The organism is Mannheimia sp. ZY171111, from assembly GCF_017750945.1.
In the GTDB taxonomy this organism is placed as follows: Bacteria; Pseudomonadota; Gammaproteobacteria; order Enterobacterales; family Pasteurellaceae; genus Mannheimia; species Mannheimia pernigra.
Genome location: NZ_CP046532.1, coordinates 367,869 through 381,751, shown reverse-complemented (window position 1 = coordinate 381,751; position 13,883 = coordinate 367,869). Strand labels below are relative to the sequence as shown.

The following is a 13,883-nucleotide window of genomic DNA, read 5'->3' as shown; positions in this document are numbered from 1 at the left end:
TTTTAGCCTCCAATTCTCTCAATGTTTAACAACATACACTTCGATTCTGGCGTATTAGAACTAGGATCGCCCGAGCGTACTGTTAGGTTATTAGCAAAATAACCTTTTTTCGCTCCAGTAGTTGCTGCAAATCCCCAGTGAATCGGAATACCGATCGTATGAATTGGCTTGCCGTCAGACACTAATGAGCGAATACGTTTAGTCACTACTGCAACCGCTTTAATTTCGCCACGTTTAGACCAAACACGGACTTTATCACCATTTTTAATGCCTTTTTCTTCAGCTAATTTCTCGCTGATTTCAACAAATTGCTCTGGTTGAGCAATCACGTTGAGAAGCACATTTTTCGTCCAATAGTGGAAATGTTCGGTTAAACGATAAGTGGTACCAACGTATGGGAATTCATCACTTGTACCTAAATCCTCTTTATCCGTTGGTAAAATACGAGCAACAGGGCTGTAAATTACATTAGGATGTAATGGGTTAGTGCCGATTGGTGTTTCTAATGGCTCATAATGTTCTGGGAATGGGCCATCAATCATACGCTCACGCACGAATAAACCAGATACTCCCTCTGGTTGCATAGTAAATGGCATTGTTGGAGAGTTTGGAGGTGCAGTACCGAAGTCAGCAACATCAATATAGTTCCAGTTTTTACCATTCCATTTCACTAATTGACGTTTTGGGTTCCACGGCTTACCGCTTAAATCTGCTGAAGCACGGTTATAAAGAATACGACGGTTTGCAGGCCATGAAAATGCCCAGCCTAAGGTGTTACCCAAACCAGATGGATCTGAATTATCACGATTAGCCATTTGGTTACCTCTTTGAGTCCATTGACCAGTATAGATCCAACACCCACCAGAGGTTGTACCATCATCACGCATTTGACCAAAGCTTGAAAGTAATTCGCCTTGTTTAACAAGAATATTGCCATTAGCATCTTTAACATCAGCTAAGGCATAACCGTTATTTTCTTTTGCAATTTCCTCTGCTTTCGGCTCTAACGGATTTGCGTAGTTCCAGGTCATCGCTTCGAGTGGTTCTAGCGGTGCTTTACCACCTTCTTTATGATAGAGGTGGATTAACTCCGCTCGAATTTCAGACAAGATATCAACATCTGGTTTTGCTTCGTGTGGAGCATCAGCCGCTTTCCAGTGCCACTGTAGCCAACGACCTGAGTTTGCAATAGAACCATCTTCTTCTGCGAAGCAAGTTGTTGGTAAACGGAATACTTCAGTTTGGATTTCTGCAGAATTTACATTATTGAACTCGCCGTGGTTTTTCCAGAATTCAGACGTATCGGTAATAAGCGGGTCAAAAATGACTAAATATTTCAAATTACTTAACGCTTTGATAATTTTCTGTGAGTTCGGGTAAGAGGCAACAGGGTTCATACCTTGACAGAAGTAACCATTGATTTTGCCTTCATACATTTGCTCAATGAAACGGAAGTGGTCGATGCCCCCTTTTTGTAACTTCGGCAGATAGTGGAAACCAAACTCGTTTTCAGCGGTTGCGTTATCGCCATAGAATGATTTCATCATACTGATGAAGAATTTCGGTGCATTTACCCAATAGTTGACCTGGTCTGCTCCCATTGCTTTCGGTGTAATACGTGTTAAGAATGCTTCTAATGAAACATCGGTTTCGCTAGGCAGTGGTAAGTAAGCTGGAAGCCGTGCTGGGAATAAACCTAAATCAGTAATACCTTGCACGTTTGAGTGACCACGTAATGCGTTTACGCCACCACCCGACACACCGATGTTACCGCACAATAGCTGGATCATCGCCATAGAACGGATATTTTGCGAACCAACGGTATGTTGTGTCCAACCTAACGCATAAAGGAAAGTAGCTGCTTTATCTGGAGCAGAGGTTTTCGCAATTTCTTCACAGAAAATCAAGAAATCTTTTTGTGGTGTGCCTGTAATACGCTCAACCATTTCTGGCGTATAGCGAGAAACGTGTTCACGTAGCATATTCAGTACGCAACGAGGATCTTGAAGGCTCATATCTCTTAACGGATTGCCTTCTTCATCCATTTGGTAAGTCCAAGTAGATCTATCTTTATAGGTACGCGTAGCTTCATCATAGCCAGTAAATAGACCGTCTTCGAATTTGAAGCCTTCGTGTATTAAGAAAGTTGCATTGGTATAGTGTTTAACATATTCGTGTTGAATTTTATCGTTTTTTAACAAATAGTTTATCGCACCTAGTAGGAACGTAATATCCGTACCTGAACGTAATGGCATATAGATATCAGCCACCGCAGCACTTCGGTTAAAGCGTGGATCTACCACCATTAACTTAGCACCATTTTGTTTTTTCGCTTCAATTGCCCAGCGGAAACCTACAGGGTGAGCTTCAGCGGCGTTACCGCCCATAACAATAACGAGATCAGAGTTTTTAATATCAACCCAGTGGTTGGTCATCGCACCGCGACCAAATGATGGAGCAAGACTTGCTACCGTTGGTCCGTGTCAGATACTCGCTTGGTTATCGGTAAATACCATACCGAGAGAGCGAACCCATTTTTGGGTTAATAAACCAGTTTCGTTACTACAGGCAGAACCTGCTAAGAAGCCAGCGGTTAACCAGTGATTAACTGGTGTACCTTCTATATTTTTTTCAATAAAGTTGGCATCACGGTCATCTTTAATATGGCGAGAAATACGTTCAATAGCCTCATGCCAAGAAATTCGTTTCCATTCGCTTGAGCCAGGCTCTCGCACCTCAGGATAATGTACACGGCGGTCACTATTTACATAGTCTAACGCGCCTGCTCCTTTAGGACATAATGCCCCACGGCTAACAGGATGGTCTGGATCCCCTTCAATATGGAAAAGTTTCCCTTTACTATTCATTGCTTGTCCGCCTAAAGAATACATTAGCATTCCGCAGCCTACAGCACAGTAAGTACAGGTTTGGCGAGTTTCTTTCGCTCTTAAGAGCTTATATTCGCGAGGGGCTGCTAATGCTGCTGTTGGTGCAAAACCTAACATTGCAGCAGAAGTGCTTGCCATTCCACCTGCACAGACCTTAAAGAACTTACGTCTTGAGATCTGCATAATCACTCCAAATCATATAAATGGTAAATAAAAGTAAATGTGATCAAAAAATTGATTTAATAAATCTCTCGAAGAGGTGTATTATTTTCCTTCTAATAAAGGAAAATGAACATACTCTTTTTGGGTAAAAAATAGGCTAAATACCAAAGAAATTTGTTTTAAACCAAATTTAAGCCGCATAATGATACAACTTTTTAACAAAATAAACTACTTTTAAGCATACAAGAGATAAATATTGTGAATAAGATCACAAAAATAGAGGTTAAAAAATTATTATTCTTAACAACTGGGCTGGAAAAGCAACATTGTGAGGATAATTTGATTTCAGAAGTACCCGTTGCGCTAGTTTATAATGGGATTTCGCATACAGTTATGATGGCAACGCCTTCAGATTTAGACGACTTTGCGTTAGGTTTTTCTTTGGCAGAGGGAATTTTGAATGCCCCACAAGAGCTATATGGGCTAGATATTATTGAGCAAGAACAGGGAATAGAAATTCAGCTCGAAATTTCTACGCGTCAATTCGTAGAATTAAAAGAGAAACGCCGTTCAATGGCTGGGCGAACAGGCTGCGGAATTTGTGGTGTTGAGCAATTAGAGCAAGTCCATCAAAGTTGCAAAATTGTTAAAAAAAATAACCGCTTGCAGGGCGTTAATCCGCTAATTTTAGCATATTGTTTAGCACAACTAGAAAATGCTCAATCTTTATCAAAGGAGACGGGAGCAAGCCACGCGGCCGCCTTTTTCAGTATTGATGGAACATTGTTGGCTATTCGTGAAGATGTTGGGCGGCACGTTGCCTTAGATAAGTTGATTGGCTGGTATGCTAAAGCAGGTTTCCCTAATGGTTTTGTCTTTGTGACCAGTCGAGCGAGTTTTGAAATGGTGCAAAAATGTTTGGCAGTGGGGATTGAAATGTTATGTGCGATTTCTGCTACTACAGAAATGGCGACTAAAATGGCTCGTGATAATCAATTCACTTTATTAGCTTTTGCTCGCAAGGGGAAAGCCACAATTTATTCAGGCGCGGAGAGATTGTTTCTTAAATAGTTATGGACATAGCAATTTTATTGGCAGACAAAATTTTACAGCTTACCTTAATGGTATTGCTAGGCTATGCGATTGTAAAAACGAAACTGTTAACCTCAGAGCAAAGTTATCCTATTTCAATTATTGGGTTATATATTATTAGCCCAGCAATGCTGATAACTGCATTTCAAGTTGATTACACCTCTGAAACGCTTAACGGATTATACCTTGCGTTTTTTCTCTCAATTATCTTCAGTGCTTTGTTGATTTTCTTAGGCTGGCTACTCAAGAAAACGGCAAAATTAGATAATATTGAACAAGCTACGTCTATTTATTCCAATTCTGGCAACTTGATTATTCCGATAGTCGCTTCTCTTTTAGGAAATGAGTGGGTTATTTATTCTACAGCATTTATTGTGGTGCAGACCGTACTTTTTTGGTCGCATTTGCGGACATTAATATGTGGAAAGGGAACGGTGCCGTTGCGAAAAGTCATCTTCAACATCAATATTATTGCTATTGTTGTTGGGTTAATGTTATTTCTATTCCACATCAAATTGCCAACAACGATTGCCAGTACCTTATCCAGTTTAGGTTATATGATAGGGCCTTTATCTATGCTTGTAGCAGGAATGCTCATTGCGGCGGTTCCATTTAAAGAAATTATTACCGATAAGCGGATTTATCTAGTCACTTTCCTGCGTTTACTTTTTATTCCTTTGATTTTATTGCTTGTGATTAAATTGTGTGGATTTGAAAATTGGGTTATCAATGGTGACATTATTGTGATGATTACTTTCCTCGCTACAATTAGCCCCTCAGCGGCAACAGTAACCCAAATGGCGGTTGTTTACGGGCAAGATGCCAAAAAAGCGAGTGCGATTTATGGCGTAACGACATTATTGTGTGTATTTACAATGCCATTTATTATCTGGCTTTATCTAATTATTTAAGTGGCAAGCGGTGAGATTTTTGCAAAATTTTGTAAAAATCTCACCGCTTGTGTTACTACATTAAGCGACAGTGACTGATTCAATCACCACATCTTCAACGGGAACATCTTGGTGGAAACCTTTGTTACCTGTTTTTACGCCCTTGATTTTATCTACCACGTCCATTCCTTCAACCACTTCGCCAAAGACCGCGTAGCCCCATTCTTGCACTACGCTCTTGCCGAACATCTCTTTTGAGCGATAATCTAAGAAAGTGTTATCTGCCACATTGATGAAAAATTGTGAGGAAGCAGAGTGCGGATCAGACGTGCGAGCCATTGCCAACGTGCCACGTTTATTGCTTAAACCGTTGTTCGCCTCATTTTGGATTGACGCTTTGGTTGGTTTTTCGGTCATTCCAACCGTCATACCGCCGCCTTGAATCATAAAACCGTCAATCACACGGTGGAAAATTGTGCCGTTGTAGAAGCCTTCTTTGCAGTAATCTTCAAAGTTTTTTGCCGTGATAGGCGCTTTTTCAACGTTCAATTCGATTTTGATGTCACCCAAATTGGTGTGTAATGTAATCATTCGATGTCCCTTATAAATAAAAATGGAATGAAAAATAAATTTCGCTCGCTATTATTAAAAAGTTTAAACGAAATTGCAAAAAAATCTCAAAATCAGACCGCTTATTCGCTATACTTAGCCCTATTTTTACCGAATTTTTTAATCAGAGGACACTTATGCTCAAAATTTATAACACCCTAAAACGTGAAAAAGAAGAATTTAAGCCGATCAACCCGAATCAAGTGGGAATGTACGTTTGTGGTGTGACGGTTTATGATCTTTGTCATTTTGGGCACGGTCGTACTTTTGTGTCGTTTGATGTGATTGCACGCTATTTACGTTATTTGGGCTACAATTTGCGTTATATCCGCAACATTACGGATGTGGACGATAAAATCATCAAGCGTGCGTTAGAAAATAATGAAACTTGCGATGAATTGGTGGAGCGAATGATTGCTGAAATGCACAAGGATTTTGATGCGTTGAACATTCTCCGCCCAGATGTGGAACCTCGTGCAACAAAGCATATTCCTGAAATTATCGCAATGGTGGAAAAACTCATCAAAAACGGACACGCTTATGTGGCAACCGATGGCGATGTGATGTTTGATGTGGAATCTTTCCAAAAATATGGTGCGTTATCTCGCCAAAACTTAGCACAGCTACAAGCAGGGGCAAGGGTAGAAATCAAATCGGTGAAGAAAAATCCGATGGATTTCGTGCTTTGGAAAATGTCGAAACAGAACGAACCAAGCTGGGAAAGCCCGTGGGGCAATGGTCGCCCAGGCTGGCACATTGAATGTTCGGCAATGAATAGCAAAGAGCTAGGCGAACATTTCGATATTCACGGCGGCGGTTCAGACTTAATGTTCCCACATCACGAAAATGAAATTGCCCAATCTTGCTGTGCCCACGGTGGTGATTATGTAAACTATTGGCTACACACCGGAATGCTCACGATTGATAAAGAGAAAATGTCGAAATCGCTCGGCAACTTCTTCAGCATTCGCCATATGTTAGGTTTGTACGATGCGGAGTCGCTGCGTTATTTCTTCCTTACCGCACATTATCGCTCGCTACTTGATTACAGCATTGATAACTTAGATTTGGCTCGCTCCGCTCTTGAACGTTTATACACCGCTTTGCGTGGTTGTGATGTATCGGGGGAAGCGATTGGCGGCGAGCAATATGTGGACGCGTTCAAAACCGCAATGGATGATGATTTCAACACCCCAGGTGCATTAGCGGTATTATTTGAAATCGCCCGTGAGCTCAACAAAATCAAAACCGAAGATATGGTAAAGGCGAACGGTTTAGCCGTTCGTTTAAAAGAGTTGGCAGGCGTGTTAGGCTTGCTTGAGCAAGACCCAGAGGCTTTCTTAAAAGGCGATGCGAACGATGACGAAACCGCCGAAATTGAAGCCTTAATTCACCAACGTAATGAAGCCAAAGCCGCTAAAAACTGGGCGGTGGCAGATGAAGTACGTGATAAACTCAAAGCAATGAATATTGTGCTGGAAGACACCTCGAATGGCACGATTTGGCGGAAGGCTTAATTTTAAAGTGTTACAAGCGGCTGTTTTTTGCAAAAAAATGGCAAATTTCGACCGCTTGTTTGTTTAGATGAAAACCAATCATACAGAATCGTAATTTATTTCAAGTGCAAGCGCTTATTTTATGCGTTATGCTTATTTGGAATAAAAAAATTAGGTTTGTTAATTGACATAGCATTCTAGACGTCTAAAATAGGTCGAAATAGAACGATTAATCAAAATTGGATATAAAAATGATTCAGCTGAAAAATATCAGCAAGCAATTTGAGGTGAAAGGTAAAAAAATTACTGCTCTTGATAATGTGAACCTTGATGTTCCCAAAGGCACAATTTACGGTGTAATTGGGGCATCAGGTGCGGGGAAGAGCACCTTAATTCGTTGCGTAAATTTATTAGAACGTCCAACAATCGGGCAAGTGATTGTAGATGGGCAAGATTTAACCGCAATGTCGGATAAAGAGCTGATTTCCGCTCGTCGCAACATTGCGATGATTTTCCAGCATTTTAATTTGCTCTCTTCACAAACCGTGTTTGAAAATGTGGCGTTATCGTTACGTTTAAGCAATACGCCAAAAGAGCAAGTGGAAAGGAAAGTCAATGAATTATTAGAGTTGGTTGGGTTAATGGATCGTAAAGATGTTTATCCCGCTAATCTTTCAGGTGGTCAGAAGCAGCGTGTGGCGATTGCTCGTGCTTTGGCAAGCGATCCGCAGGTGTTATTGTGTGATGAGGCAACCAGTGCGTTAGACCCTGCTACCACCCAATCTATTTTGCAATTACTACGAGATATTAATAAACGCCTTGGCTTGACGATTTTATTAATCACGCACGAAATGGAAGTGGTAAAACGTATTTGCGACCGTGTGGCGGTAATTGATAAGGGGCAGTTAATTGAATCAGGTTCGGTGAGTGAGATTTTCTCGAATCCGAGAACGGCGTTGGCTCAAAAATTTATTCAATCAACGTTTCATTTTGATTTGCCACAAGAATATAGAGAGCAGCTTTTAAGTTCACCAACAGAGCATAGTCAGCCGATTATTAAATTTGAATTTACAGGGCGTTCAGTTGATGCTCCGCTGCTTTCGATAGCATCGAAAAAATTTGGTATTGATTTCAGTATTTTGATGTCGCAAATTGATTATGCAGGTGGCGTAAAATTTGGTTTTGTGATTGCAGAAGTCAGCGGTAACTCAGATTCTATTGCGGAAGCGAAGTTTTATTTAATGGATAATAATGTAAAAGTTGAGGTGTTAGGCTATGTGGGATAATTTTATGGCTGAATTAACGCCTCAAATGTGGAGCTTAGTTTGGGCTTCTACCTTTGAAACCATTTATATGGGCTTTGTAGCAACGGCATTGTCAGTAATTATTGGTTTGCCAATTGGTTTTTTAGCCTTTTTAACAGGTAGGGGTGAGATTTTAGAAAACCCAAGATTGCATCAAATTTTAGATGTGGTGATTAATATTGGGCGTTCTATTCCGTTTATTATTTTGTTGATTATTTTACTGCCATTTACTCGTTTAATTGTAGGAACAACACTTGGCACAACGGCAGCGATTGTTCCGTTAAGTGCGTCTGCAATTCCGTTTTTTGCAAGACTAACGTCTAATGCGTTATTAGAAATTCCGTCAGGTTTAACAGAGGCTGCAAAATCAATGGGGGCAACGAATTGGCAAGTAGTCACTAAATTTTATTTACCTGAATCCTTACCGATTTTAATCAATGGCATTACATTAACTTTGGTGGCATTAATTGGTTATTCGGCAATGGCGGGGGCTGTTGGTGGTGGTGGCTTAGGTAACTTAGCAATTAGTTATGGCGAACACCGTAATATGGTCTATGTGAAATGGATTGCCACGATTATTATTGTAGCAATTGTAATGATAAGCCAGAAATTAGGTGACCATTTAGCGAAACGTTACGATCATCGTTAATTTATTATAAAAGAGGATTTTTTATGAAGTTGAAAAACATATTAGGTATCGCTTTAGTTTCAGCACTGGCACTAACTGCCTGCAAAGAAGAGAAAAAAACAGAGTCAGTTGCAGCAGAGCCTGCAAAAATTAAAGTGGGCGTAATGTCTGGTCCTGAGCATACTGTTGCAGAGCGTGCTGCACAAATCGCAAAAGAAAAATACGGTTTAGAAGTAGAGTTTGTATTATTTAACGACTACGCATTACCAAACACCGCAGTAAGCAAAGGTGATTTAGATGCAAACGCAATGCAGCATAAACCCTATTTAGATAAAGACAGCCAATCAAAAGGTCTAAACAACTTAGTGATTGTAGGCAACACTTTTGTTTATCCATTAGCGGGTTACTCTAAAAAAATCAAAAATGTGTCTGAATTAGCAAATCATGCTGTGATTGCCGTACCAAACGATCCATCAAACTTAGCTCGTGCGTTAATTTTATTAGAAAAACAAGGATTAATTAAATTAAAAGATAACACTAACTTGTTCTCAACCTCGTTAGACATTATCGAAAATCCGAAAAGCCTAAAAATTAAAGAAGTAGATACTTCTATTGCGGCTAAAGCGTTAGATGACGTAGATTTAGCTGTAGTAAACAATACTTACGCTGGTCAAGTTGGCTTAAATACGCAAGATCACGGTGTGTTTGTAGAAGATAAAGAATCTCCATATGTGAATATCATTGTGGCTCGTGAAGATAATAAAGATTCAACAAATGTACAAAATTTTATTAAATCTTATCAAACTGAAGAAGTGTACCAAGAAGCTCAAAAACATTTCAAAGATGGTGTAGTGAAAGGTTGGTAATCTAATTTTTATTAGTAGCGATTAGTCTAAGCTAATCGCTTTTTATATCTTTAAACCCTTACATAAGAAGGAAACAGAATGAACTTTAAAAAACTATTAGGCGTGGCATTAGTGTCAGCATTAGCGTTAAGTGCTTGTAAAGAAGAGAAAGCCTCTACGGTAGCGAATGAACCAGCAAAACAAGCTCCATTAAAAGTGGGTGTAATGACTGGTCCTGAAGCACAAATGACAGAAGTTGCAGTGAAAATTGCAAAAGAAAAATATGGCTTAGATGTAGAATTAGTGCAATTTACTGAATATACACAGCCAAATGCAGCGTTACACGCTAAAGATTTAGATGCAAACGCATTCCAGACTGTACCATATTTAGAGCAAGAGTCGAAAGATCGTGGTTATAAGTTAGCGATTATCGGTAATACTTTAGTTTGGCCAATTGCAGCATACTCAAAGAAAATCAAAAACATTTCTGAGCTGCAAGATGGTGCAACAGTTGCAATTCCTAACAATGCAAGTAATACTGCACGTGCTTTATTATTACTTCAAGCTCACGGTTTATTGAAATTAAAAGATCCAAAAAATGTGTTTGCAACAGAAAATGATATTGTTGAAAATCCGAAAAACATTAAAATCGTACAAGCCGATACTTCACTCTTAACTCGTATGTTAGATGATGTAGAATTAGCGATAATCAACAATACTTATGCAGGCCAAGCAGGTTTAAGTCCAGATAAAGATGGTATTATTGTAGAATCTAAAGATTCTCCGTATGTAAATTTAGTCGTTAGTCGTGAAGACAATAAAGATGATCCTCGTTTACAAACTTTCGTAAAATCATTCCAAACTGAAGAAGTATTCCAAGAAGCGTTAAAATTATTTAACGGCGGTGTTGTTAAAGGTTGGTAATTTAGATATTTGAAATAAGGCGTAGTAAAACTATGCCTTATTTTTTTATCTTTTATACTATTTTGTGTTGGAGTGTTACTTTAATTCGGTATGGATTTGGTAGTAATCGCTTTGTAAGCGGTCAAAAAAATTGCAAATAATGCAAATGCCTGATTTAGAAAGCGTATTAAACTTTCTTCAGTTCATAAAAAAAGCTAGAGAACACTCTAGCTTTTGTACTTATTGCTAACTTATTTAGCTGTAAATCTTTTTTCTAGCTCTACATTTAATTTTTGCAGCTCGTTACCTGCTTCAATTAAGGTTTGGGTTTTTTGTTCTGCTGCTTGTTTTGCCGCTTCATCATTTGGATTAGAAATCACTTTTACTTGTTCGTTAATTACTTCACTTGAAAGCGTTAAAACAGATTTAGTTTTCTCTTTGAACTGTTTAAGTTGGGCATCAGAGACTTCAACTTTTTCTAAGCTCTTGATAGTATCTTCCACTTTCTTGTTAAATTCATTTAACCCTTCTTGCATTTGTTTAGGATCTTGCGTTGCTAATTTTTGTTGTAATTCAGCTTGTGCAGATTTCATCGTGTTATCTTGTTCAGTATTCCAAGCAATTAATTTTTGGTAATCTGCTTTTGCAGCTTCACTTGGTGTTGCTACTTGAGTTGTTTCAGTCGTCGATGTAGTTACTGATGCTGAATTTTGTGAAGGTTTATCACAAGCAGCTAAAAATAAAGCCACTAAGGCAGTTGCACTGATTTTAGTAAATTTGTTCATTAAAAATTCCTCAAAAAGATGAAAATAAAGCCACCAAAGGGTGGGGCTTCTTCGTTATTGTATCAACTAATAGACAGGTAGTCTCAATATTAGTTCATAAAAGATGAGCTTTATGTTATTTGAATATCATTTATTATAGATAAATAGCTTGCTGAATTAATAATTTTTTGGCAAAAGGAAGCTGGTTAGTTATGTTTAAGCCAATCCCTCTTATTAATTTTTTCAAAGGATGATCACCATTGAATAGCTGTTTTAATCCTTCCATTGTGGCTAATAATTTAGCTGCTTGAGCTTTACGTTCCCGTTCAAATTGACGTAAGTGGTGATATTCACCTATATCTTTGCCGCTAGCGAGATGTTTTTTGATTTCATTGGCTAAAGTGCTTGCGTCTGCAAAACCTAAATTTACGCCAAGACCCGCCAAAGGGTGAATGGTATGGGCGGCATCTCCAATTAACGCAATGCGAGGCTGAGCAAAATTGCGGGCAAAGCGTGCAGTAAGCGGGTAAATTTCACGTAAACTTTGCACTTCGACTAAACCAAGTCGGTTATCGAATGCAATGCTCAGTGCTTTATTAAATGCGTGCTCGTTACAATTTTTTAACTCATCTGCTTTTGTAGGCGGTAACGCCCATACAATAGAACAAAGATTTTCATCAGCCATTGGTAAGAAAGCTAAAATACTGTCTTGTGCAAAAATTTGGCGAGCAACTTTGTTATGTTTTTCAGTCGTTTTCACATTGCAAACTAAGGCAGTATGTTGATAATCTTTGCTCGTTAATGGGATATGAGTTTGATTACGTACCCAAGAATTTGCCCCATCAGCCCCTACTACTAATTTAGTCGAAAGCATTTCCCCGTTATCGAGTGTTAGAAATGCCCCGTTTTCGCTGACCCCTAAGGTTTGAGGAGAGGCGACAATATATTCAACATTAGATTGTTTAGAAATTTCCTGCCAGAGCGTGTGCTTAATTACAGCATTTTCGATAATAAAGCCAAGTTGAGACAAGCCTAATTGCTTAATTTCTTCATCGTTATTGTTGAAATGAATATTGGCAAAGCTATCTTTTTCCCACACCGACATTTCTGTATAAGGCGATAGGCGATGAGTTGGAATTTGTTGGAAAGCACCAATGTGTTCTAATATTTTTTGGCTTGACGCATTGATTGCACTGACACGGTGGTAAATCGTATCCGAATAAAATTTAGGCGTGTTTCGCTCTATAATTTTGATCTGGCAGTTTGCGTCTTTTAAAAGTCCTGCGAGGGTAAGCCCTACCATTCCACCGCCAATAATAACAATATCTGTAGATTTCATATAATTGCGTTTTAAAATGTACAAGCGGTCAAATTTTCTTTAAAAATTGCAATTTATGGAATAAATTTAACCGCTTGTATCCTATTAATTTAATTAGAGGATTTTTTGTGATGTTTTTCCAAACTTTTATGACGAAGTTGTATATTTTTGCCCTTCGCTCGGAAGTATTTTGCCAGTTGCTCAGCAATAAAGACAGAGCGATGTTTTCCACCAGTGCAACCAATCGCAATAGTAAGATAGCTACGGTTATTTTTTTCTAACATCGGTAGCCACATTTCTAAATAATTGCGTGTTTGATAGATGAAATTATGTACATCAGTTTGGCGTTCTAAAAAATCAATCACGGGTTGTTCTAAGCCTGTCATTGGGCGGAGTTCTGGATGCCAATGTGGATTTGGCAAAAATCGAACATCAAACACATAATCGGCATCAGTAGGCAAGCCGTATTTAAAGCCAAATGATTGGAAAATAATTTTTAGCTCTTTGTCGCTAGAACCTTGCAATAAATAACGAAGATTTTCTGCTAGTTCGTGTGAAGAAAGGTTACTTGTATCAATAATATAGTTTGCATTTTGCACCAATGGAACGAGCAATTTCCGTTCCAAATCAATCGCACTTTCTAATGATAGATCATCTTGTGTGGAAAGTGGGTGAATTCGACGAGAATCGCTATAACGGCGTATGAGCGTATTACGTTCACAATCCAAGAAGATAAGCTTAGTGTTTAAAGGTGCACTGAGTGAGTAATTCTTCAATCGCATTAGGGGTATTCGGCAGATTGCGAATATCTAAGCTGATAACAGCAGAACGCTTTTCTTGGGTGAGGTAATCAGTTAAAGTTGGAATTAACGCTAAAGGAATATTATCAACACAGTAATAACCTACATCTTCTAATGCTCTTAATGCAACTGATTTACCCGAGCCAGAATGCCCACTTATAATGATTAACTCCATATTGCCTCA

Annotated in this window: 11 protein-coding genes and 1 pseudogene; 7 read left to right on the top strand and 5 right to left on the bottom strand. The window is 38.9% G+C overall.

All coding sequences use genetic code 11. From position 1 onward, the window contains the following. Window positions 1-2: 2 nt before the first annotated feature. The gene (gene fdnG, locus GM698_RS01705; RefSeq protein WP_176812368.1) at window positions 3-3,071 is read right to left on the bottom strand and encodes a formate dehydrogenase-N subunit alpha; all 3,069 of its coding nucleotides are present in this window, start codon (window positions 3,069-3,071) and stop codon (window positions 3-5) included. Window positions 3,072-3,308: 237 nt separating this feature from the next. Here fdnG and fdhD point away from each other — a divergent pair, with 237 nt between their 5' ends. Beyond that, the gene (fdhD, locus tag GM698_RS01695; protein WP_209289561.1) at window positions 3,309-4,121 is read left to right on the top strand and encodes a formate dehydrogenase accessory sulfurtransferase FdhD; all 813 of its coding nucleotides are present in this window, start codon (window positions 3,309-3,311) and stop codon (window positions 4,119-4,121) included. 2 nt (window positions 4,122-4,123) lie between these two features. Continuing rightward, window positions 4,124-5,053, top strand: coding sequence for an AEC family transporter (locus tag GM698_RS01690; RefSeq protein ID WP_209289560.1), 930 nt, complete (start codon window positions 4,124-4,126; stop codon window positions 5,051-5,053). Between the two features lie 60 nt (window positions 5,054-5,113). Here the strand turns inward: GM698_RS01690 and GM698_RS01685 are convergent, their stop codons facing one another. After that, window positions 5,114-5,623, bottom strand: a complete 510-nt coding sequence (locus GM698_RS01685; protein WP_176808080.1) for a peptidylprolyl isomerase — start codon at window positions 5,621-5,623, stop codon at window positions 5,114-5,116. Between the two features lie 155 nt (window positions 5,624-5,778). Here GM698_RS01685 and cysS point away from each other — a divergent pair, with 155 nt between their 5' ends. From cysS to GM698_RS01660, 5 genes are all read left to right on the top strand, one after another. After that, window positions 5,779-7,158 carry a cysteine--tRNA ligase gene (cysS, locus tag GM698_RS01680; protein WP_176808081.1) on the top strand — a complete coding sequence of 460 codons (1,380 nt, stop codon included), beginning with the start codon at window positions 5,779-5,781 and terminating at the stop codon, window positions 7,156-7,158. A 230-nt stretch (window positions 7,159-7,388) separates the two neighbouring features. Beyond that, window positions 7,389-8,423, top strand: a complete 1,035-nt coding sequence (gene metN, locus GM698_RS01675; RefSeq protein ID WP_159629323.1) for a methionine ABC transporter ATP-binding protein MetN — start codon at window positions 7,389-7,391, stop codon at window positions 8,421-8,423. Beyond that, window positions 8,413-9,090, top strand: coding sequence for a methionine ABC transporter permease (locus GM698_RS01670; RefSeq protein ID WP_159629325.1), 678 nt, complete (start codon window positions 8,413-8,415; stop codon window positions 9,088-9,090). The genes metN and GM698_RS01670 overlap by 11 nt, the downstream gene beginning before the upstream one ends. Before the next feature lie 23 nt (window positions 9,091-9,113). Then, the gene (locus GM698_RS01665) at window positions 9,114-9,935 is read left to right on the top strand and encodes a MetQ/NlpA family lipoprotein (protein WP_176809750.1); all 822 of its coding nucleotides are present in this window, start codon (window positions 9,114-9,116) and stop codon (window positions 9,933-9,935) included. A gap of 78 nt (window positions 9,936-10,013) precedes the next feature. After that, complete coding sequence (locus GM698_RS01660; protein WP_209289559.1) at window positions 10,014-10,838, top strand: MetQ/NlpA family ABC transporter substrate-binding protein; 825 nt, start codon at window positions 10,014-10,016, stop codon at window positions 10,836-10,838. A gap of 230 nt (window positions 10,839-11,068) precedes the next feature. Here GM698_RS01660 and GM698_RS01655 read toward each other — a convergent pair whose 3' ends face one another. From GM698_RS01655 to rapZ, 3 genes and pseudogenes are all read right to left on the bottom strand, one after another. Continuing rightward, the gene (locus tag GM698_RS01655) at window positions 11,069-11,602 is read right to left on the bottom strand and encodes a lipoprotein HlpB (RefSeq protein ID WP_209289558.1); all 534 of its coding nucleotides are present in this window, start codon (window positions 11,600-11,602) and stop codon (window positions 11,069-11,071) included. A gap of 133 nt (window positions 11,603-11,735) precedes the next feature. Further along, window positions 11,736-12,920 carry an FAD-dependent monooxygenase gene (locus GM698_RS01650; protein WP_209289557.1) on the bottom strand — a complete coding sequence of 395 codons (1,185 nt, stop codon included), beginning with the start codon at window positions 12,918-12,920 and terminating at the stop codon, window positions 11,736-11,738. A gap of 89 nt (window positions 12,921-13,009) precedes the next feature. Then, window positions 13,010-13,874: pseudogene (gene rapZ, locus GM698_RS01645) on the bottom strand (RNase adapter RapZ). Window positions 13,875-13,883: the final 9 nt, after the last annotated feature.

Excerpts from the sequence above, each read along its gene's own strand:
- cysS (WP_176808081.1), top strand. The coding sequence starts at position 5,779 with ATGCTCAAAATTTATAACACCCTAAAACGTGAAAAAGAAGAATTTAAG.
- GM698_RS01670 (WP_159629325.1), top strand. The coding sequence starts at position 8,413 with ATGTGGGATAATTTTATGGCTGAATTAACGCCTCAAATGTGGAGCTTA.
- GM698_RS01650 (WP_209289557.1), bottom strand. The coding sequence starts at position 12,920 with ATGAAATCTACAGATATTGTTATTATTGGCGGTGGAATGGTAGGGCTT.
- GM698_RS01655 (WP_209289558.1), bottom strand. The coding sequence starts at position 11,602 with ATGAACAAATTTACTAAAATCAGTGCAACTGCCTTAGTGGCTTTATTT.
- GM698_RS01660 (WP_209289559.1), top strand. The coding sequence starts at position 10,014 with ATGAACTTTAAAAAACTATTAGGCGTGGCATTAGTGTCAGCATTAGCG.
- GM698_RS01690 (WP_209289560.1), top strand. The coding sequence starts at position 4,124 with ATGGACATAGCAATTTTATTGGCAGACAAAATTTTACAGCTTACCTTA.
- GM698_RS01685 (WP_176808080.1), bottom strand. The coding sequence starts at position 5,623 with ATGATTACATTACACACCAATTTGGGTGACATCAAAATCGAATTGAAC.
- metN (WP_159629323.1), top strand. The coding sequence starts at position 7,389 with ATGATTCAGCTGAAAAATATCAGCAAGCAATTTGAGGTGAAAGGTAAA.
- GM698_RS01665 (WP_176809750.1), top strand. The coding sequence starts at position 9,114 with ATGAAGTTGAAAAACATATTAGGTATCGCTTTAGTTTCAGCACTGGCA.